The sequence below is a fragment of the Neolewinella persica DSM 23188 genome (genome assembly GCF_000373105.1).
GTDB classification, from domain to species: Bacteria; Bacteroidota; Bacteroidia; order Chitinophagales; family Saprospiraceae; genus Neolewinella; species Neolewinella persica.
The window spans coordinates 134,083-156,428 of sequence record NZ_KB890419.1; the positions used below are offsets into that span (position 1 = coordinate 134,083).

Genomic DNA, 22,346 nt, shown 5'->3' on the forward strand with positions numbered 1-22,346 from the left:
TCTAATGATTAACATGAAATTTCCCGACGGTAACGTCCGTCAGTACCCCGCCGGCAGCACGGCCCTCGACATTGCTTCCAGCATCAGCGAAGGCCTGGCGAGAAATGTTTTCTCTGCTACCGTCAACGGTCAACTAACCGATCGAGATCTTCCCCTGAGCGAAGACGGGACCATCATTTTTCACACCTGGAACGATCAGGGCGGTAAGGAAACTTTTTGGCACTCTACCGCTCACCTGATGGCAGAGGCGCTAGAAGCCCTCTACCCTGGCATTAAATTTGGCTATGGACCCGCCGGCGAGAACGGCTTCTTCTACGATGTTGAGCCGCCAGAAGGCGTAGCTATCTCTACCGACGATTTCCCCGCCATTGAGGCTAAAATGCTCGAACTGGCCCGGGGTAAGAACGACTTTGTCCGGAAGGAAGTCAGTAAAGCTGATGCCATCGCCTACTTCACCGAAAAAGGTGATGAATACAAACTAGAACTTCTCGAAGATCTGGAAGACGGTACCATTACCTTCTACACTCAGGGAGAATTTACCGACCTCTGCCGCGGCCCGCATATCCCGAATACGGGGGCGATCAAGGCCATAAAGCTGATGAAAGTTGGCGGCGCCTTCTGGCGTGGAGACGAAAACAACAAGCAACTCACCCGTATCTCCGGAATATCCTTTCCCAAAGCCAAAGAGCTCAAGGAATACCTGGAGATGCTGGAAGAAGCCAAGAAGCGTGACCACCGGAAACTCGGCAAGGAACTTGAGCTGTTTATGTTCAGCGAAAAGGTAGGTGCGGGTCTGCCGATGTGGTTACCCAAAGGTACCCAGCTTCGCCAGCGACTGATCAATTACCTCACTACGCGCCAGGAGGCTGCTGGTTACCAGCAGGTATCCACCCCGCACATCGGTAAAAAAGAGTTGTACGTAACCAGTGGTCACTGGGACAAGTACGGCGAAGACAGCTTCCAGCCCATCAAGACGCCGCGCGAAGGCGAGGAATTCATGCTTAAACCCATGAACTGCCCGCACCACTGCGAAATCTTCAAGTTTCGCCCGCGAAGCTACCGGGAACTGCCGATCCGCTTCTCCGAATTCGGAACCGTTTACCGCTACGAGCAAACCGGTGAACTTCACGGCCTGAGCCGGGTCCGCGGATTTACGCAGGATGACGCACATATCTTCTGTACGCCCGAGCAGGTGAAGGGAGAATTCCTTGCTGTGGTCGATATCGTACAGGAAGTACTCGGAATGATCGGCTTTGACGACGTTACCGCTCAGATATCCCTCCGTGACCCCGCCACTCCCGAAAAATACATCGGTAAGGACGAGAACTGGGAGATTGCCGAACAGTCCATCATCGATGCCTGCAAGGAAATTGATATGAAAACGGTGACCGCTTATGGCGAAGCGGCTTTCTATGGCCCGAAGCTTGACTTTATGGTCCGCGATGCCCTCGGTCGCCAGTGGCAACTGGGTACCGTGCAGGTAGATTATAACCTGCCCGAGCGTTTCGAACTTGAGTACATCGGTTCTGACAACGAAGCGCACCGCCCGGTGATGATCCACCGTGCCCCCTTCGGTAGTATGGAACGGTTTACGTCCATCCTCATCGAACATACCGCAGGTAAATTCCCCCTCTGGCTGGCACCCGAGCAGTACGTCCTGCTTCCCATCAGCGAAAAATTCAACGACTACTGCGAGGACGTTATGAAGCAGCTGGCCGAACAAGACATTCGCGGTGTGGTCGATGATCGTAACGAAACGATTGGCCGCAAGATCCGCGACAACGAAATGAAACGCATTCCCTTCCTGCTCATCGTTGGGGAGAAGGAAATGGAGGCTGGGGGCGTTGCACTCCGCATCCAGGGCGAAGGAGATAAGGGCACGATGTCCCTTGAAGAATTTACTACCTTTTTTAAGAGCCAACTCTAGGCTGTCTACATTACCATATCATGAAGTTCCGAGGGCACTTTCCAGCTGGAGAGTGCCCTTATTTATTAAGGAATTACTTCACTTTCTTCCCAGTAAAAGTAGGCCCCGGCGTCACGATCGTCATCCCGGTCACTTTACCGCCCTCCCGGTCGAAGGTCAATCGGGCATTTTTGCTGGATACGAAAAAGACATCTTTCTCCAGCGGTACAATGGATTCCCTCGCCGTTTCGGGGGCGAGGATCCAGAGTTTACCGTCTTCTAATTCAAGGTTGAAGGTGAGGCCGATGCTTAGGTCATAGGCGCCGGTATAAGCACGGAGTTGCTTGTTAGTTACCTCGTAGCTAGGAACGTCCTCACCGACATCAACACCGAGCTCCTTCAGGGCTACTTTAGTGGACAGGTTGGTTGGGGCTATCTTCAGGGCTTTTTGTAGACTGGTGATGGCGGCCTTTTCCTGTCCAGCGTTTTTTTGGTACTCTCCCAGTTGACGCCAGGCCCTTTCTGATTTTGGGTAAAGTTTTGTTGCCTTCTCTGCAAAGGGCAGCGCGCTTTCGGCATCGACGTTGTTAAACAGCCGTTCGGCGACGTTAAGTATACGACCTTCTCCCCATTCCGGGACTACGCCAAATTGGCTGCTGACCTTCTCCTCGTAATCAGCAAGGCTCAGTCGCCCCGCTCTGAAGTCATCCATTTTGTTGTTCAGGTCGTAGTCTGAGAAAATAAATTCCAGGCCTTTGTAGGTACTCCTGAAAGGAATGGTGCCGTGGGTTTCTTTCTCCATGCGGTTGAAGTGCCACTTCAGGCCTTGGGGCCCTTTTTCCTCCAGTAATGCCGACAGTTTCCAGGCACCACCCACCATCGTTCCACTTTCATTGCCCATAGTCATGTACAAATGACCTTTCAATTCATCCTGCTCCTTGAAAAAGGCATCGGATTGGTTAAGGACCAGGTCCTGATCGTCCCACCAAAGACTGGGGCTGATAGCGATGTAGCTGTCGAAAATACCGGGGTGGTGTAGCAGGGTATGCGTGGCGAATAAGCCGCCGAAGGAATGACCGATCAGCAGTTTATAGTCCGTGGCCCGAAAGTTCTCTGCCAGGTAGGGCATGACCTCGCCGGTGATGAAGCGCAGCATGTTATCTGCCCCACCAGCGGTGGGGAATTCGTCTTTTCGGGCGGTTGTTGGGGGCGTCAGGTCCCGCGTGCGATCGCCGGTATTTGGGATGCCTACGACGATCATTTCGGGAATTCGTCCCTGATTAGCAAGGAAACTGACACTGGCGGTGGTATGGTGGAAATTGTGGCCACCATCCAGTAAATAGATGACCGGGTAGGCTTTTTTACTACCCTCGTATCCTTTCGGGAGGTAGATGTGCAAGGGGCGGTCCTCGTCCAGTATGTCGGAATGGATCTGGTAGGTTTTACCGATTTCAATGGCTTTGCCTTCAGGGTCGTTTTCTGGCTGGGCGGAAAGGTTCAGGAAGGAAAATAGCAGGCAGGCGGATAGGAGGTAACGAAGTCTCATATGGGGTCGTTTTGGCTAGTCAATGGAAACCTAAGATAGGGGAGTATGCTTAGGAAAGACGACGGTATTGGGGAGGCGTTGCATTAGGGGGCGCGGCCGCAGGTGCAGGGGAAGGTCATGCGGGAGCCCGCGTAGTTTCGGTTGCCCGGCCTTCAGGCCGTGATGGTTCCCCAGCCTTCAGGCTGGGAAAGCCTTATTCAATCATGCTTCTCCGGATTGCGCTCCACTTTTAGCGTATCTCCCGAACGATTACGATACACCCAAGTACCGATCTTCAAAGGGTACTTTTTGCGAGGAACATATTCGTCATAAACCTCATAAGTGTCAGGGTTGACCGTAAGAACTGTGTCGACATAAGAACTGTCAATTTGCTGGTAAGCCCCTTCCTTCATTACGACTTTATCAAGTGTAAGTTCCATGTAGTGACCAGTCAACACGTCGTCAAGATAATAGGCAAAGACGACTTCTTTGTCTAGGTGATGCAAGCCACTGTGTACATTTATCCGCATTTCCAAGCCACTCTGTTCGCGAAATATGCCTTGACGTCTTCGGATGGTATGCCATGAGCCTCCGCCAAAAACAGACACCCGAACATCTGTATTCCCTCTGTCACATATCCCTTTAACCGTATCTCCCTGGTAACTGAATACTATTCTGTCTTCCTCCCGATGGTAAGCAATAGTGTCAGGATTCGCGACGTGAATAATGTAGTAGTTCAAACTATAAACACTCTGTAGGCAGTACCAATAATCTTCATTACCTGATTCAAATAGGGATTCGAGAAACTCATCCGTAATCTCCTGGCCATGCAACAGACCGCCAAAAAGAAAGCATACTAGAATGATGAAGGGCTTAGCCATATAGGATTAACGCTGTACACCTTTCTACATTGCTCCATTTCTGGCCCTACAGCACCCGCGCCCCCGCCCCCCTGAACTTCCGAAACTGCCCCGGCGTACATCCCTTCAATCGCCCAAACTCCCGGTAAAAAAACGGCAAGGTGTCGTACCCGCAGTCGTACCCTACGTTGGCCACATTGGCGTCTGTCTCCAACAGCAACCGGCAGGCCATATTAATGCGGTACTCGTTCAGGAAACGGAAAAACGGCCGGCCCATCGACTGGCTGAAGAACCGGGAAAAGGACTGTTCCGATAGGTTAACCTGGGCGGCAACCTCCGCCAGGGTGATCTTCCGCTGGTAATGGCCGGTAACAAACTGCTGGATGCGTTGCAGCCGGTCGCCCGTCCGGCTGGAACCATCGTAGGAGAAGGCCCGATCCGCCAGTAAGCGAGGATCTTTAGCTCGTGTCAATTCGTCGAGTAACCGGACCAAAAGCAAATAAGCCTCCAGCGGCTCAGCATTGATGATCGCCGCCATCTGTTCGCTAACCTGCTGTGAAGTGCGTTCCGAAAAGCGTATACCCCGGTCAGCCGCAGTCATCATTTTTCTGATCGCCCTAAACTCTGGCTGCGCACCCGGAAACGATGCCCCCCACTGGATAACCAGAGAGTTGGCCGGTTCGTCTCCTGTAGACACATTGCGCCAGCAGTGCGGAAGATTTGCTCCAAGCAATACCAGATCTCCTGGCTCGAAATCGCCCAGGTGATTACCCACGTAGCGAATACCGCTGCTACTTTTTATGTAGGTAAGTTCATACTCAGGGTGAAAGTGCCAGGGGGCATCAAAGCTCGCTTCCCGATACTCGAAAGCGACAAAGGATTGCTCGGGGGCAACGGTTATTTTTTCGAGGGAGGCTTTCATGTTAAACGAAAAGTAGTCTATTCGTTGCTAAAATGAGATAAAATTGATCAGTTGATGACAAAATAGAGTGTAATTGTGCCAAAAGAGGATAATTTGAAGGTAAGGGATTCGGCTACCTTTGGCCACCACACAGCATTCAATAATGCACTTGAGATAAAAACTAATAAATGACCGCTCCCATAACCTGCCTGGCCGCCGTTGCCACGGGTACCGGAAATTTCTCCATCGAAGAAGTGGTCGTCGCGCCACCGAAGGTGTACGAAGTCGTCGTCCGAATAAAGGCCGCAGGCCTTTGCCACACCGACCATGATTCCCTGAGTTGGGGTAAACCCATCGTGATGGGCCACGAAGGGGCGGGGGAGGTCTTTGCGGTCGGCCCTGGCGTACCTGATTTTCGGGTTGGGGATAAAGTAATCCTCAACTGGGCTACCCCTTGCTACACTTGTTTCCAGTGCGAACGAGGGAACGAACACATCTGCGAACAAAACTCCCCGGTCGTTGCCGGAGGTAACGGGTTCACCCCCGGCCACGCCCACCTGGAGGGTACGACCTGGGAGGGCCAGCCCATCGAACGGTCCTTTAACCTGGGCACGCTCGCGGAGTACGCCATTGTGAAAACTTCTGCCTTGGTCCGAATGACCGCAGAACTTCCCTTTGCTTCGGCAAGCATCGTTAGCTGTGGCGTGATGACGGGCGTTGGGTCAGTCATCAACGTCATTGATGGTAAGGCGACGGACTCCGCCGCCGTTCTCGGCACCGGTGGGGTAGGGCTGAACGTGATCCAGGGGTTAAAGATCGCCGGCGTTGGCAAAATCATTGCCATAGACATTAACCCGGAAAGACTCCAGATGGCCCGGAAATTCGGCGCTACAGCTACCCTCCTGGCTGACCGTGCTGACGAAGGCTTGCTACTGGCCGCCGCAGCCGTTAAAGAAATGACCGGCGGCCGGGGTGCGGATTATGCCTTCGAGTGTACCGCCATCCCCGCGCTGGGCGTTGCCCCCCTGGCCATGATCCGCAACGCAGGCACCGCCGTTCAGGTAAGTGGCATCGAACAAGAGATTACCGTCGATATGACCCTGTTTGAATGGGATAAGATTTACCTTAACCCACTCTACGGAAAATGTTCCCCCCGTAGAGACTTTCCCAGGCTGATGGATTGGTACGCCGACGGCTCGTTGCTGTTGGACGAGATGATTACCCGAACTTATCCTTTGGCTGAACTTCAACAAGGCTTTGATGACATGCTGGCGGGGAGGAATGCTAAGGGGGTGGTGGTTTTTTAGACTTCCCCAAAGTCGCCTCTCCCCCGGCCCCTCTCCCCGGGAGAGGGGGACCCAAGCATTAGTATTTTGAGGTGAAAAAGAGGTAGGTTAGAAGCCTTCAAGTATAAGCAAAGACTACCATTTAAGCTGCTTAAGCAGGTAAAGTAAGGCGGTAGCCGCAGCGTAAATTAGTTCCCCTCTCCGGGGGAGAGGGGCTAGGGGAGAGGCGATTGCTTGAGGAGAAGTACCATCATAAAATGTATCCATGCCAAGATTCCGCACCACCGAATTATCCGACCCCCGTTTCGAAACGGATAACCTGCGCTTCCTGACGGTGAAAACACCCAATTTGAAAGGACGAGGGGACATCTGCGTCTTCGTGCCCGTAGGCGTAGTAGCAGAGAATTTACCGCTGGTCATATTGTTACACGGCGTATACGGTTCCTGTTGGTGTTGGGCGATGAAAGCGGGCGCGCACCGCACTGCCGCCCGCATGATCACTAACGGAGACATTCGGCCCTGCATCCTGGTGATGCCCTCCGACGGTCTGTGGGGAGATGGCTCAGGGTATCTTCCGCACAATGGTTACGACTTTGAGAAATGGATAGTCGAGGACGTAATCGATGCGGTTCGGGGAAACATCCCTCAGGCCAAAGCCTCGACGGAAACGTACATCTCCGGACTGTCGATGGGGGGCTACGGCGCCTTGCGGTTGGCGGCAGCCTATCCTGAAAAGTTCGCAGCAGCTTCCGGACACAGTTCCATCACCAATCTTGATGACTTGTCTAAGTTCGTTGAAGAAGATAAAATAGCCTACCTACAGGCGGATGACCACTGGGGAAATGTAATTAGCCTCCTTCTGAAAAACCGGGAAAACCTCCCGCCAATTCGCTTTGACTGTGGTTGGAAGGATGACCTGCTTGAAGCCAATCGACAACTGCACCGGCTGCTGACCGAAGCTGGTGTCCCACATCTGTACGAAGAATTTGATGGCGGGCACGAGTGGATCTATTGGGAGACGCATTTGGTGGATACGTTGCGCTTTTTTCTGGGGTAAAGGGGTGAATCACTGAGTTGGGGAGTCGCTGAGTGGCTGCCGCTTTTACCATTCACTTCGCTGCGCTCATTCGCCTAAGGTGAGCAAGCGAAGCGCGGCGAACGGTTCCTGCGGCAGCTACTCACCCATTCTCTAACTCACCAACTCACTAAGCGAAGCGCGGCGAACGGTTCCTGCGGAGCAACTCAGTGACTCATCAACTCACTTAACTCACCGCCCGCACCCGGGAAGCCGCCCACACCGCCAGCACACTCATCACGATGGTGAAGTACCCCAGCCATTCGTAGTGTTCCAGCTTACCGTCGGGGCCTTCAGTGATGATGAAACCGGCGATGACGGTGCTGGCAAACAACGCCATTTCGTTGATGGATTGCCGGATACTCATGAAGCCGCCCCGGTTCTCGGGCCGCACCACGGAGGTGATCATGGTGGTCGCAGGAACGTTGCGCCCGCTGGCAACAACAAAGAAAGATGAGGTCGCTACCAGGGCAACGGCGATGGACTCCGTATCCAGATTGGTCAGCGCATAGATGCTCCCAAGGGCAAAGAAGGAGGCGATGGTGAAGATGCGCATCCGGCCGTATTTATCTGCCAACCGGCCGAAGAGGGGGAGGAGTACCACGGTAAGCAGACCGCCGATCAGGTAAATGAGGCCAACCTGTTTGTCGCCAAAGCCGATATTGATCTGCATGTAAGGCGCAATGAAGGGGATGATGGTGAAATGACCCAGCATCAACGTCATCGTAAAGAGTAGGGCCGCCCGCTGGTTGGCGTCGGAGAAGATGCGGACGAAGGGGTCAACAACTTTGGCGAACCCGCGCTTCGGAACCAGAGCCGAGGCTAAAGGTGGCATGGCCAGAGTATCCAGTACATCGGCTGCTGACGCTTTCCCTCTTTGCTCCTTTAAACCGTTCCCTGGCACCTGCGGCCCCGCCTGAAAAGCAGCTTCGGCCTCAAGGTGCCCCCGTAATGACGGCACAAAAAACCAGGCTAAAACCACGAAAAAGGCGGCAATGGCTGCCGTGACGATGAACGGAGAGTTCCAACCGTACTCCGCAGCAATCCAGATGCCCGCCGGCACCCCGACAATGCTGGCCGCGCTAAAGGCCGTCATTACCCAACCCATGGCCGAAGCCCGGCGCTCCAACGGAATCACATCGCCAACAATGGCCAGCACCAGAGCGCCTAAAGTCCCGCCAAAAATTCCGGTGCAGGACCGGAAGACCAGCAGCATAATATAGCTCGGCGCAAAGGCACAGGCCAGGGTTCCGAGGGTGAAACCACAAAACAGGAATAAAAGAGCGGTACGCCGGTCGAACCGATCAATAAAGGCCGTGCTGATGAGGTTACCCGTTAACGCGGCGCCAGCATAAGCCGATACGACCCAGGCAAATTGCCCGGGTGTAATATCAAACACTTCCATAATGGTCTTGCCCAGTGGCATGATAATCATGAAATCAATGATGTGCGAAAACTGGACGGCAGCGAGGATGAAGAGCAGGCGCTTTTCGTTCATGGGGCGGGGGAAGTAGAACACTGCAAAGGCGGCGCTGGAAATATGTGGTAATACACAAGGAGGGAACAGTGTAACTATCAATCTCTATCGACGACAAATCAGAATATTTCACGAATCTGACCGTAGTCCCCGAATTACGCCGATCAGCACCAGCACACCCAGCGCAATCCCGATTCGTAACCAATAGTCCTGCCGGGTCAGTACTGCCGCTTTTAGGTGGTCAGGATTGGCGGCACATGGCGTACCGCTCCCTTGCTCAATGGCCCAGTGGCGCGGATCGCCATTGTTTAGCGCAGGCAGTACCAGCGCGTAGGTGAAGGCCGTATCGGGATCAGGTATTTTGTAGGTGAGGGTGTTTACGTAACCGCCGTCAGGACCATAAAGCCCGAGGACTTCGCCATCTTTGTCGAGGCCGAATGACAGGCCGCCAACCACGTTGTAAACCTGGGGATGAGTGCGATGGAAGTAATCCGCATCGGCGCAGATGACCAGGTAATCGCCGGAGGAAATTTTTGCGCGCGGTAGCCGAAAATTGTGCGTTGCGTCGGTCAGTAGCCAACCGGTCAGGTCAACGGTTGCTTCGCTGCGATTGTGCAACTCGAGCCAGTCGCCGCCGGCCTTCCCAGCAGGATGGACCTCGTTGAAAATGACCTGATTTGCCAGCGGATGATCCAAAGGTTCGAAGATGGCTTTCAGGGCGTAGCTTCGCTGATCGTTGAGGGGGAGTTCCAGTTCCGATTGCTGGCTGTTGGCACCTTCCCAGCCTTTGAAACGGAAGCCATTGTGGGCGACGGCGCGCAGGTGCAAGGGAAGGTTCTGGAAGTAAGTCCCGCTGTAGCTGGCCTCGTCGATGCGGATATTTTTATTCAGTTCCACGTAGCCGCCGGGTGTGGCAATGAGGGAGACGGGGCGATCTTCACCACCGTTGAAAAATACCCGCAGGTGTTCGCGCAGGTACTTCGGCCGTTCCCGGCCGAAGGCCCGGACCCGATCGAGGTGGATTCGCCAATTCTTGTCTTTTCCTTTCCAGCGGGCGAGCTGCCGCGGCATGTCGAACTCCAGCCCGGCAACCCGCCGCTCAATGGCGGTGGTAACGGTGACGGGCGAGAAGTCGGTGTGCAGGTAGTCCAGTGTCCGGTTGGCGAACAGGCGGCCGTATTCCGGGTTGGCCAGCAGCTTGCGCTGTAGCAAGGTCGACCACGGCGGGTTAGGCCAGCTCGGGCCGTCGGCCTCGGTATGAAAGGCGAGGGTGTTCCGTTCGTAGCCGTTCTCGGAGTGGAGGCCGAAGCCCTGGTCTACGTCGTACAATATCCACCGCCAGCGGCCCTCCGGCGTTTGCGGTCGCCAGAAGCGGATGTTGCCCCCGGCGTCGCGGTTGTCAAAGTAGGTCTGGGCAATCTGCAGACGCTGGTAATTATCGATGTCCATCAACTCTCCGAGTTGACGATAATTTTCCGGTTGGCTAAAATCGTTGTTTTCCACGAAGCGAAGCAGCTGCCCGTAGGTCCCCATTTTACCGTGTTTGACGGACTCCTGGTGCTCCAGAAAATCGATCTTGTTCTTATCTACCTCTGGGTGGCGGTCTCCGATAAACTGAGGGTTGATCTTCTCCCGCAGGTGGTAAATGCCCCAATACCTGCCGTTGATGTAGACCTGTACGGGGCGCGCAGCCTGCCGTTCCAGGTCCCAGCTTTCATCTTGCAGCAGGCCGGTAAGCAAAGCGTCGCGAAGGTAGCTGCGGTTCCAGTCGGAGCCCGCGTTGCGGGCCACCAGAAACTGGAATGACTTGCCGGCATCGTCGCCAAAGATCTTGTGCTTAATCCGTTTTTTGCCGTAGCGCTCGCGGGCCGAGAGGGAAAACGATTTTTGGGGGTGGAGCCGACTCATGCCACCGAACATCCGGAAGCCCACAGTGCCACTGAAGACCGCTTCGCCGTCGGTTTCGATCAGGTCAAAATGGACGGGGTGTTCTTTCTTGGTCCACCAGTTAGCGCCGGGTTGTTTCCAGTGCCCTGGGTCCGCTCCGGGGCCTGAGCGAAACCACCCGTTCACCCCGTCGAAAAGCCGCCAGGGATCGATCCCGATGCTGAGGGTAGCCAGGCGAGTGGCTGGCTCATCGATGAAATAGGTACTGCCGGAGATGACCGACGTTCGCTCCCCTTCAGCATCGAAGGCGGCGTACCGGACGAGGGTGGTTCGGCTAATGGTGAAGGCTGTTTCGAAGGTTGGAGAGGTGGCCGAAGGTGAACTTCCATCCAGGGTGTAACGGACGCCCACTGGCAGGGAAACCTCAATGGGGTGATCGTAAAAACCTGCCTGGTGCAAATGCGGGATATTGCTTTCCAATCCCTCCACTGCACCTGCGTTCGCGCCGAAAAAAACACCCGGCAACAACCACAACACCAGCAAATTTGTCCGTATATATACGCTCAAAACAAGGGAATGACTAAAAACAGATGGCTAAAACCATTTGGCCAATGTCCGAAAGATACTTCGGTCCGATGACATTCTCCCTCAAATCAGCCCCAAGTTTTAAACCGTTAACCACCAAAAACCGCTTATGCGCCACAGTATTGAAAACCATCGTCTCCGCATCTCCATCGAGGATGTAGGGGCAGAACTTGCCAGTCTGGTCAATTTCGATTCGGGTAAGGAATACATGTGGCAAGCCGACCCCGCCGTCTGGGGAAGTCACGCGCCGGTCCTCTTCCCAATCATCGGGATGCTCAAAGGCGGAGAGACGCAAATCAATGGCAAAACGTACCGGATTCCTAAGCACGGCATGGTGCGGCACAACGATAAATTGGAACTGTTTAATCATTCCGAAGACCGAATCACCTTCCGGATGTGCTGGGACGAGGAAACCCTGAAAAGTTACCCTTACAAATTTGACTTTCGGATCACCTACCGACTGCGTAATGAACACGTGATCGTGTACCACGAAGTTCAGAATCACGGACAAGAACCGATGTACTTCTGCCTGGGAGGACATCCTGCCTTCCGCGTCCCTTTGCACGACCACCAGCCTTACGACGCCCATTTCCTTCGCTTTGAACACGATGAAACGGTGGAATCGAATACTGTTACGGAAGCCGGTATCTTAAGCCGGACCACCAGGCCGGTGCCCTGGCAAAAAGGAAACATCCTGCCACTAACCCACGAACTGTTTGAGCAGGACGCTTTGGTATTCCGCAACCTGAACTCTCCCAGTGTGGTCCTTGAAAGCCGCATCACCGGTCCGATCCTGAAGGTGGATTATGCTGGTTGGACGCACCTCGGTATCTGGGCGAAGCCAAACGGAGATTTCGTTTGTATTGAGCCCTGGATGGGCTTGAGTGATTATGAGGACAGCGACGGCCAGTTCGTCAATAAAGAAGGGGTAGTTGAACTCGCAGCGGGGGATATTTACGAGATGAGCTACGATATTAAAATATTATAAACTGGTTTACGACGATTCATGGAGTAACATGTAACTACCTTACGGTTATTCGATAGGCTTGCTTTCGAATGTTAACCACCTGCTTACATGACGAATCCCTTTACTCTCGACTTCAGTAACCTGAAGGGTGATTTCCTTGGAGGTCTCACCGCAGGAATCGTCGCATTGCCACTTGCCCTCGCCTTTGGCGCACAAACGGCACTTGGCGCTATGGCGGGCTTATATGGCGCAATCGCCATTGCCATTGTTGCTGCCCTGTTCGGCGGCACGGCCACTCAGGTGTCTGGCCCCACGGCTCCAATGACGGTAGTTTCCAGTGCGGTAATTGCTGACTCCATCATTGAGAGTGGTGCTAGTAACGTACAGGAAGCCCTGATGCTCATCCTGGCCGTTTTCTTTCTGGCCGGACTTGTCGAAATGATTCTCGGAGTACTTAAACTTGGCCGTTACATCAAATACATCCCCTATCCGGTGGTTTCTGGCTTTATGTCGGGTATCGGTGTGATCATCGTTATTACCCAGATTTTTCCACTGCTGGGCTACAACTCAGCCCAGGATCAGGAGCTGGTGCAGTCGCAAATGGTCCACGCCGAAGAGCAGATCCTTGAAAAGATCATCAAAGAGGAAGAGCAGAATGGCACACTGAAGGGTGTCATGGACGGTGCGGTTATCGCCGCTACTGACGCTGCCTTCGCCGAGGTGACCAACGATCAAATTCTGGCAGAAGCCCGCAATCAGGCGAGTAAAAAAACCAAAGGAACGGTGGGTACTATGAAGAATATCCTTCGCCCTTTTCAAACGAATGGGATCAACTGGCTGAACCTGCTACTTGCGCTGGGGACGGTCATTGTTATCTACGGATTTAAACGAATAACGACGGCCTTGCCCTCCAGTCTGGTCGCCCTGATCCTTTTTACGCTGATCTCTTATTTTTTCCTGGAACCTGGCTCCGTGCCCGTCATTGGCCAGGTGACGCAGGGCTTACCACCGATATATTTCGGATTTTTTGGCGAGTTCGTCGCTGGAAACAACCTCATCATGATGCTGGAATTCGCCATTACCCTGGCCTTGTTGGGGGCGATCGATTCCCTGTTGACTTCCGTCGTTGCCGATAACATTACCAAGACAAAGCACGATCCCAATCAGGAGCTCATCGGCCAGGGCCTGGGCAATATGGCTGCGGCCTTCATTGGCGGCCTGCCCGGTGCTGGTGCTACGATGCGGACGGTGATTAACGTTAACTCCGGTGGTAAAACTAAAATTTCCGGGATGATCGCCGGCTTCTTTCTTTTGGCGGTACTGCTGGGGCTGAGTGGCATCGTGCAATACATCCCCAACGGTGTTTTGGCGGGAATCCTGCTTACCGTAGGTATTGGCATCATCGATTACAAAGGCTTCCGGCACCTGCGCGCGGTTCCAAGAGGAGACGCCGTAGTGATGATCCTTGTGCTTTTCATGACGGTCTTCGTTGGCTTGCTGCCCGCGGTGGCCATCGGTATGGTGCTGGCTACCCTACTGTTCATGAAAAAGACGGCGGATTCGGTCGAAGACGGCGCATCTACCAGCAGCTTTGAAGAGTTCAGCCGGGAGAAACCGTGGCAGGACGAAGGAAACTTGATTCAGCGCGTCGGTGATCGGGTCTACATTAAGCACCTCGACGGTCCCCTGTTTTTCGGATTCGTCAGTTCTTTTCAACGCATCGTAAAGAATCTTCCCAACGTAGAGGTCGTCATTATCCGCATGGGGAGGGTACCCTACGTCGACCAATCTGGCTTATACGCGATGGAGGACGCTATTCTGAATTTACAGAGCCGGGGTGTTGCCGTAGTGTTTACGGGCATGAACGAGCAGGTGCGAAGTATGATGGAACGCATCAATCTTATTCCCGGCCTGATTGACGAAAAGTACTCGTTCAAAACATTTAAAGAATGCCGGGCCTGGTTGAGTGATCGACTTGAAGAAGGGAACCTCAATACAGTTTCTGATGACCAGAAGAACGCGCCACCGAAGGTGGGGGATAATGTGGATGAGATGTAAGAGGGTTTCTCGAGCTTACCTTGCAACCTGCAACCTGCAACCTGCAACCTGCAACCTGCAACCTGCAACTTTTATGTACCTTTGGCTCCACGGGTGTACGCAAGCTAAATAAGCCTTCGTTATACCTCGGGAATCAGGTTCGTCAAACGAAATTGGTTCCGGTAGCGGCCTTCGGGCCATCCACGAATAATAACCCTTCCACGGAAGGTTACTATAGCATAGTTGTTCTTTTGGCCGGGTAAAGGTCAGTAACCAGCGTTTTATCAGTGCGTGGCTTCTTAGGCGCGGCCGCTGGTGCAGGCAAAGGGTTTTTAAGGAGCAACATTTTGCCCTCCCCGGTTATCCTCATGCAGGATTTCTGGTAAAGGGGGCCTACCGGTTCCGACCACCGTAAGCGGGCCTGGTTTTCCAACAGGATTATCAGGATACCCATGCACTTTCACCAACTCGTTCATCAGCCCCAGGGGCTTCAGCAACTGCGACAAATGGCGGCGACGGATCGTTTGCCGCACGCTAATCTGCTGTTGTCACCTCCCGGCGGCGGCGGCCTGGCCGCCGCACTTGCCATTGCGACCTTGCTGTTGTGCGAGAATCGTCAGGGAGAGGCCGCTGATGTGCCCTGCGGGGCCTGTCGGGCTTGCCGGAAAACGGCTAAATATATCCACCCCGACCTGCATTTTGCCTTCCCCACCATTGGTTCAAAAACGAATAGCGACCCCTTCCTGCCACAGTGGCGCCAAGCGCTGAAGGAAGCCCCTTACCTGGAGGCCAATGACTGGCTCCAACGCATCGGTGCGGAGAACAAGCAAGGCAATATCACCAGAGATGCCTGCGCCAATATTATCCGGAAACTGAACCTCAAGATCTTTGAAGGGAACTATAAGATCATGCTGATATGGTTGCCCGAATACCTCGGTAATGAAGGAAACCGATTGCTGAAGATGATTGAAGAACCGCCGGAGAAAACCGTTTTCCTGCTGGTCGCTGAGCGCGCAGAGCTCATCCTTAATACCATTCTCAGCCGTTGTCAACTGACAAAACTGACACCACCCACCGCAGCCGAGATGACCACCGCGCTCTCTGCCCAGGGTGTCGATGCTGAACGTGCGGCTGCCGCCGCACGCCTGGCCGACGGAAATTTCAGCCTGGCCGGTTCGCTGGTCGAAAACGAAGCGATCAACCACGGCCCCCGCTTCCTCACCTGGATGCGGGCCTGCTTCCAGGGCAGCGCTGCTGGCCTCACTGCATGGACCGATGAGTTTTCCAAAATCGGCCGCGAAAATCAAAAACATTTCTTGCGCTATGCGCTCCATTTCTGGCGGGAGTTCCTCCTGCTCAGCGTAATGGGTAATGCAGATGGCAACGTCCGCCTGCCCGCTAACGAACTGGAAAGTGCGCGCAAGCTACTGCCACTGGTTGACCATGACCAGCTGGCGGAAATCACCACCATTCTCAGCGAATGTACCGAACACGTGGAGCGAAATGCGAATCCTAAGATTCTCTTCCTCGACGCGGGCATCCGTATTCATCAAATCCTCCGCCGACCGAAGCCCCAGGCCCAACCGGCGTCTTAAATAACCAGGGAGTAATGAACGAATAGGCTAGCACGTAACGATCCCGGAGGGATCAAACCGTTTAACCCCGGACGAATGTAAGTCGCGAAGCGACGAACGGAGTTCGGGGGCGAAAGCGAAGAGCCCTAGTCTGCAGTGACGAGCATAGTCTGGGCCTACAGCGATAAGCATAGCTCAGGGTGAAGTATCGGACGCCGTCCAAGCCAACCCACTCCCCCATAAAAAAACAATCCATGGCCTGCAAATCCTGCGGATCCGGAACGAACGAAGATGGCACACCAAAAGGTTGTGGCAGTAAAGGTTCCTGTAATACCAGCTCCTGTAATAAACGGAGTGCCTACGACTGGCTGTCTGACCTCGGTATCGACGATCCTTACGCCAACAACATCGTTGAGGTAAGCTTCAAAGACGGTGCCTCCCAAGGCTTCTACCATGCGCCGGCAGACCTGGAAGTTTTTACCGGGGACAACGTCGCGGTGGAAACAAATAACGGCTTCAACGTAGGCCGGATCACCCTCAGCGGTGAACTGGTTCGACTACAAATGAAAAAGAAAAAGGTGGCCGAAGCCAAAGTCACCGAATCCGTAATACGGCGGGCCAACGCCCGCGATATGGAAAAGGTGGCCGAAGTCCGGCTTCTCGAAAAGGAAACCCTGGTAAAGGCCCGGGCGATCTCCCGGCAGAACCACGTAAAGATGAAGGTGGCCGACGTCGAATACCAGGGGGACGGCCGCAAGGCAACGATCTATTACACGGCAGATGACCGAATCGACTTCCGGGAGCTGGTCCGCCAGTTCTCCCACCAGTTTCGGGTCAAAATCGAAATGCGGCAGATTGGCCCCCGGCAGGAGACCAGCCGTTTGGGCGGTATTGGTAGCTGTGGCCGTGAGTTGTGCTGTTCCACTTGGCTGAGTGATTTCAATGCCGTTAATACCGCCGCTGCGCGCTACCAGAACATCGCCATCAACCAGGCGAAACTTTCCGGACAGTGCGGTCGCCTGAAGTGCTGTCTCAATTACGAACTGGATACCTACATGGAGGCCCTCGAAGCCTTCCCCAAAAAGGCCGACAAACTGAAAACGGGTGCCGGCCTCGCCATCCTGATCAAGACCGATATCTTCAAGGGAATCATGTACTATACTTACCGCGAAAATCGTGGGCTGTTGTACCCAATCCCCGTAGCCAAAGTTCATGAGATCATCGCCATGAACAAAGCTGGAAACGAACCCGTCGACCTGCAAAGCAACCAACTCGTCGTCGAAACGAAGGAAGAAGTCTTCGGCTACGATGATGTCACCGGAGCCATCGACCTCAAGCCGCTTGAAAAGCGCAAGAATAAGCGGCGGAATAAATCAGGTGGTGGTAAGCCCCAGGGCAAGTCAGGCAACTCTCGGCGGAAGTCCTCCGGCGGTACTGCTAAGGCTGGTTCCGGAGGTAGTTCTGCTGAAGGCAAGAAGGAGTCTGGTGGAGAAAAGAAAGAAGGTACACGCAGCAACAAGCGCCGCAACCGGAACAACCGCAAGAAAAAAAGCGGTGACAGCGCTAATAGGCCGAACGCTAATGCCTCGGGTAATTCCTCAAATACAAAACCCACCGACAGCAAGCCATCGGGAGATGGTGGAAAGGGAGGCGGCACGCCCCGGAAAAAACGGACTGGGCGGCGGAAGAAGACCGGGGGCGGGCCGCCTAAGGAGTAAACGGATCAATTGTCTATGGATTTACCTGATGTTTGTTTGCGTATCAATGAAAACGCTGTTGGACTTACCGGCAGTAGTTTATGCAGAACTGACGGATGATAGCTATGAGAAGGGCACAGCCCATTCGTCCTAACTTCCCAGAAACTTCAACAGCGTCGTTCGAACCATGACTTTTTCGAATTTCCATCTTTAGTGTCCGGGTATACTTCAGTTACCGCCCGCGAATATGCCGCCGGGCAATCACCGTCAAATCAGTAGTGACAATCATAGTTTGGGTGCCAATCGGGAGGTAGTTACCGATGTCCATAGCTTCTCCATCTTGTCTGAATGGTTCATCTATGGGACCGGTAATCAGTTCCCGTTGGTCCTGATAAAGCAGTAGGCCGTTTTCATCGAAAAAGTGGAACGTTGCCGTTACATTTCGGGTGGCAGTGCCTCTTACCCGGAAATTACCTTCATGTGGGATGGGCCAAATCTCTATGTCCCTCAGGTCGCTACCGAAAGAAATTCCAGATTCCAATCCAAGGCTGTCCAGACTTTCGAATATTTCTATCTCTCGCTCAATAGAGGCGTAGCAACCTCCGGAGTAGGCATCCATGCCTATTTGATAGATGCCAGGTTCGGCAAAGGAGAAGTTGTTTAAGAAGCCTGTGCTGTTAAGTAACGTAACCCGGCTGTCATCGTAATACCATACTACCGAGTCAGGGGAAGGCTGTGTACGGTTAATGACGGTGATGGCAGTATCAATTACGCCCCGTGTTGGCATCAGCAGGTCTGCGAAGAATTCCTCGTTGTTCAGGAAGTCTACTGAGAAAGTATCGACGAAAACACAGCCGCCTCCATTATTAACGGTAAGTATATATTCCCCAGGTAAAGCAGCGGAGAATTCAGTTCCTTCTTCGGACGCACCGCCTGGTGAAACCCAGGTGTAAGAGAGTTGATCGTTAATATCCTGAAGGCTGAAATTAACCACGTTGACGGAGCAAACTGAGGTGTCGTTAACACGAGCGTCAACAGCAGCGATAACGGGGTCTTCCCGCAGTTCGATCAACAGACTGGTTGAACAACCAGTGTTATCAGTTACCGTTAGGCCATAGGCGCCTGAAGGGAGGTCGAAGCGGGTCGCATTGGTAGAGCCGTCGGACCAGCTAAAGTTGTAGTCCCCGGATCCGCCGGAGGCAGTTACGGCAATCTCTCCATCAGCCTCTCCATAGCAGAACGGCGGTACCACTACATCAGGAGTTACCTCGAGTGGTAGGAATAGGTCCACATTTATGGTATCCGTTTGAGCGGGACATTCTGTTTGAGGGTTACGAACGTGGACGACGTAGGTTCCCGCTACCAGGCCAGTGAAGGAAGTAGCTTCGGTAAATGACCCATCATTGAGGGCAAATTCAAGCCCGTCAATCGTGGGGATAAGAAGTATTGATCCACCCGTGCTTTCCGGACAGTCTCCCGCTGGGAAAGAGGTAGCTCCGGCAATCAAACGCTCATCATTAGCACCAACGATAACGATGCTATATACGGAGGTGCATTCGTTACTCGTGGAACCAACCATTAAGTTGTAGTTGCCTGCAGCGAGAGCCGTGAAGTTGCCTCCGTTCCAGCTTTGCCCACCGTCGATACTGTAGCGTTGCCCCATTGCTCCAATAACTGTTATTGCACCTGCGGCCGCGCCACAATCTGCGTCAGTTACGCGTACCGAATCAACCTGAGCTTCGAAGCCACCATTGATGCGTACACTATCAGACCAGCTGACACAATTTGCTGCGCCGCGGTAACGAACGCCCACCAAGTGAAGCCCGGAAGACAAGTCAGTACCAGTGGCTTGGTTGCTCCAAGTGTCTCCACCATCAAAGGTGAATTCCGTATTAGAGGAAGCTCTTTCGGTCCTGACAGTAATCCTGCCGTCATTGCTTTCGCATGCTGTTACGTCGGTTATAATTATGTCGGTTATCACCGGAGAACGTTCCCCTTCTACGATGATTGGGATATTCCAACTGAAGATACAGCCAGTGATCGAATCTCGTATGGAAGCCATATAAGTGCCTGCCATCACATCCGGGAATACGGCAGATGCCTGCCAGGCCCCGGAACCAATCCGGTAGTTGGTGCTTGCCGTCACTCGCTCGCTCGTCAGGGTAATTGTCCCGTCTGCGCTGTTGCAAGCCGTAGCTGAAGTAGCCGTAACTGCGGTGATGATGGGCTGGTCTTCAGTAGCGAGTATCAGCAAGGTATCCGGACGGAATTCACAGTCACCGTTTGCCGGGCTTACCACGAGGCTGTAAGCACCACTGCTCAAGTTCCGGTAGACTTGGTTGGTACTTGCGGTCGTGCCTCCATCGATACTGAAGAAAAGAGAAGCATTAGGGTCTGCTGGAAGGAAAGAAATACTACCGGAAGTTGTATTGCATTCTTCTGGGGTGACGACTTCAATTGCCGCCATCAGGTTAGGTAAGGAAGCCATGCTAAAGGGAATGCCACTAAATGTGCATCCGGTACCGTCAACAGTACGAACCAAGAGCTGGTAATCGCCCGGCTCCAGGAATTCATATGTTGAAGAAGGACCCCAGGTCATGCCAGCATCAATACTGAATTCAAGGTCTTCTCGCGCTGTTTGGAAGCGTACGTAGCCGGAGGCATTGTCGCAACCAGCGGAAGCAGATAGCTCAATATTGGGGACAATCTCTAATAACGGCCGGGTACAAGCAGTGTCGGCTATGGAAAGCGTTACCCTGCAAGGTCCGGCAGCACTACAACCCAATTGATCGACTACGCTAAAGGAGTAATCGCCCTCAACTAAATCACTTATTCTAATCAGGTTAGCACTGGTGACGGAGTCTCCGGAAACGGGGCCACCGTAAGAAATAGTATAAATACCGTTTCCACCTGATAAGGTAAGGTCGACAAAACCGTCCTGTTGCCCCGCAACGGAAACGGCCGTGGCCACACAAGATATTTGAAGAGAATCAGGTGCGGTGATGGTGACGGTGTCAGACCGCATACAACCGTTCCCATTGGTAATGTCAACCCAATAAGTTCCTGCAGGGAGATCGGTGCGGAGTTGATCTTCTGACCCATCTTCCCAGCGGTATTGGATTGGCTCAAGGCCACCTGAAATGGTGGCAACGATTCGCCCGTCACGGCTGTCTTGGCAATCTAATCGCAGCGATTCGGCATTAATGGAAGCAGTAAAGGCAGCGGCTTCGTCGATTACCATAAAGCTGTCGACTAAGCTACAGCCATTGTCATCCGTGATGGTTACCCAATAGGTTCCGGCATCGATGATGTTACTCAGTACGGCACCTTCAGCAATGCCGCCGGGAGACCAATCATAGTCATAATCTCCTGTGCCACCACTAGCCATTACAACGATTTGCTGAGGTCCACTACAGTCAACAGAGGTCACAACGGCGGAATCAATAACAAGAGGAGCGGGCTCGGGAACATTGATGGGTACCACAATGCTACAACCACTACCGTCGGTAATAGTGACAAAGTGTTCACCACTTGGTGTGGAGAAAATGGTTGGCGTATTCCCCACGCCAGGGATGCTCCATTCGTAGTTTAAAGGCTCCACAACGGTTCCAATTGATTCAACGTTTACTACGCCAGTTGCCCCATTACATAAAATGGGACTAAGTACCTGAATATTAGCGCTGAAAGGAATATCAGCGACGATACTATCACTTAATACCAGTGTGCAGCCACCTTGTGTAATGGTTACGGTATACCGACCTTCCGACAAATTAGTCAAGTCCTGGGAAGTTTCGTCATTGCTCCACCTGTAGGTTGTCGTCGTGGTACTATCGTGCTGGAGGTCGATAGCTCCAACGTTACCACAATTGATATTAGTGGTCTGTAGATTGGCCGTAATCATACCGCCTTGTTCCGTAAGTAGCATGCTTTCGATTGCACTACATTCACCGGAAGTAACCGTTACTGAGTAAAGACCTGGAGCAAGATTACGCCTGGTTGATAGGGTAGATGTACTGTCCGACCATCGATAGGTCGGATTAGGAAAGTCATCACTAACGCTAATGCTGATAGCGCCATTGGATACTCCACAAGTGGGTTGATTAACGGAAGTAGTCCAACTCAGTTCCGGTGTTTGTATAAGTTCAATCGTGTCTGTAACGGCACAACCATTACTGTCAGATACAGTAACGTAGTAAGTTCCCGCAGCCAGGCTGTCCCGTGATAATGCACCTTCTCCAACATCACGCCATACGGCTGTGTAGCCGGAGCTGCCACCGCTTGGGTTCAATTGGATTGTTCCCAGGGCGCGGCCGCAGGTACCGGGGAGGGTTGAAGGAGCAAGGACTAGCGTGTCTGGCGCATCGATCGTCGTGGTTGCGCTTGTACTACATTCGTTCTCATCAACAACGGTAACGGTGTAGGTCCCTGCCTGGCGATTCGGTAGGGTNTCGTTGGCCAGGGCTACTCCGTCGAAGAAGTAGGTAAAGCCGCCGTTACCGCCCGTCGCAGAGATGACGGCGTAGCCATCATCCCCTCCGATACAGTTCGGCGGGCTGGTGGTGAAGGTGA

Annotated in this window: 13 protein-coding genes; 7 read left to right on the plus strand and 6 right to left on the minus strand. The window is 53.3% G+C overall.

The genetic code is table 11. The annotated features are described in order from the left end of the window. The first annotated feature begins 4 nt into the window (after nucleotides 1-4). A complete protein-coding gene (thrS, locus tag B036_RS0106085; protein WP_020567805.1) occupies nucleotides 5-1,927 on the plus strand; it encodes a threonine--tRNA ligase in 1,923 nt (640 codons plus the stop codon). A 73-nt stretch (nucleotides 1,928-2,000) separates the two neighbouring features. Here the strand turns inward: thrS and B036_RS31715 are convergent, their stop codons facing one another. From B036_RS31715 to B036_RS0106100, 3 genes are all read right to left on the minus strand, one after another. Next, nucleotides 2,001-3,452, minus strand: a complete 1,452-nt coding sequence (locus tag B036_RS31715) for an alpha/beta hydrolase-fold protein (protein WP_020567806.1) — start codon at nucleotides 3,450-3,452, stop codon at nucleotides 2,001-2,003. Nucleotides 3,453-3,649: 197 nt separating this feature from the next. Next, complete coding sequence (locus tag B036_RS0106095; RefSeq protein WP_020567807.1) at nucleotides 3,650-4,312, minus strand: hypothetical protein; 663 nt, start codon at nucleotides 4,310-4,312, stop codon at nucleotides 3,650-3,652. 46 nt (nucleotides 4,313-4,358) lie between these two features. Next, the gene (locus B036_RS0106100) at nucleotides 4,359-5,213 is read right to left on the minus strand and encodes an AraC family transcriptional regulator (RefSeq protein WP_020567808.1); all 855 of its coding nucleotides are present in this window, start codon (nucleotides 5,211-5,213) and stop codon (nucleotides 4,359-4,361) included. 167 nt (nucleotides 5,214-5,380) lie between these two features. On the opposite strand from B036_RS0106100, the gene B036_RS0106105 reads away from it, so the two are divergent. Both B036_RS0106105 and B036_RS0106110 read left to right on the plus strand, forming a co-directional pair. Then, the gene (locus tag B036_RS0106105) at nucleotides 5,381-6,499 is read left to right on the plus strand and encodes a Zn-dependent alcohol dehydrogenase (RefSeq protein ID WP_020567809.1); all 1,119 of its coding nucleotides are present in this window, start codon (nucleotides 5,381-5,383) and stop codon (nucleotides 6,497-6,499) included. 244 nt (nucleotides 6,500-6,743) lie between these two features. Further along, nucleotides 6,744-7,535: an alpha/beta hydrolase gene (locus B036_RS0106110; protein ID WP_020567810.1), complete on the plus strand. Its 792-nt coding sequence runs from the start codon at nucleotides 6,744-6,746 to the stop codon at nucleotides 7,533-7,535. Between the two features lie 205 nt (nucleotides 7,536-7,740). Here the strand turns inward: B036_RS0106110 and B036_RS0106115 are convergent, their stop codons facing one another. Together B036_RS0106115 and B036_RS0106120 are read right to left on the minus strand one after the other, a co-directional pair. Beyond that, the gene (locus tag B036_RS0106115; protein WP_020567811.1) at nucleotides 7,741-9,051 is read right to left on the minus strand and encodes an MFS transporter; all 1,311 of its coding nucleotides are present in this window, start codon (nucleotides 9,049-9,051) and stop codon (nucleotides 7,741-7,743) included. A gap of 108 nt (nucleotides 9,052-9,159) precedes the next feature. Next, nucleotides 9,160-11,484, minus strand: a complete 2,325-nt coding sequence (locus tag B036_RS0106120; protein WP_083926149.1) for a CotH kinase family protein — start codon at nucleotides 11,482-11,484, stop codon at nucleotides 9,160-9,162. A gap of 127 nt (nucleotides 11,485-11,611) precedes the next feature. On the opposite strand from B036_RS0106120, the gene B036_RS0106125 reads away from it, so the two are divergent. From B036_RS0106125 to B036_RS0106145, 4 genes are all read left to right on the plus strand, one after another. Further along, nucleotides 11,612-12,490, plus strand: a complete 879-nt coding sequence (locus B036_RS0106125; protein ID WP_020567813.1) for an aldose 1-epimerase family protein — start codon at nucleotides 11,612-11,614, stop codon at nucleotides 12,488-12,490. Nucleotides 12,491-12,577: 87 nt separating this feature from the next. Then, nucleotides 12,578-14,527, plus strand: a complete 1,950-nt coding sequence (locus B036_RS0106130; RefSeq protein WP_020567814.1) for a SulP family inorganic anion transporter — start codon at nucleotides 12,578-12,580, stop codon at nucleotides 14,525-14,527. A 431-nt stretch (nucleotides 14,528-14,958) separates the two neighbouring features. Then, on the plus strand, nucleotides 14,959-16,101 hold the full coding sequence (locus B036_RS0106140) for a DNA polymerase III subunit (RefSeq protein ID WP_020567816.1): 1,143 nt from the start codon (nucleotides 14,959-14,961) through the stop codon (nucleotides 16,099-16,101). Between the two features lie 233 nt (nucleotides 16,102-16,334). Further along, a complete protein-coding gene (locus B036_RS0106145) occupies nucleotides 16,335-17,798 on the plus strand; it encodes a PSP1 domain-containing protein (RefSeq protein ID WP_020567817.1) in 1,464 nt (487 codons plus the stop codon). A gap of 211 nt (nucleotides 17,799-18,009) precedes the next feature. On the opposite strand, the gene B036_RS0106150 is transcribed toward B036_RS0106145, so the two are convergent. Then, nucleotides 18,010-22,317 (minus strand): SprB repeat-containing protein, encoded by a 4,308-nt coding sequence (locus B036_RS0106150; protein ID WP_455014404.1) that lies wholly within the window; start codon nucleotides 22,315-22,317, stop codon nucleotides 18,010-18,012. Nucleotides 22,318-22,346 lie beyond the last annotated feature (29 nt).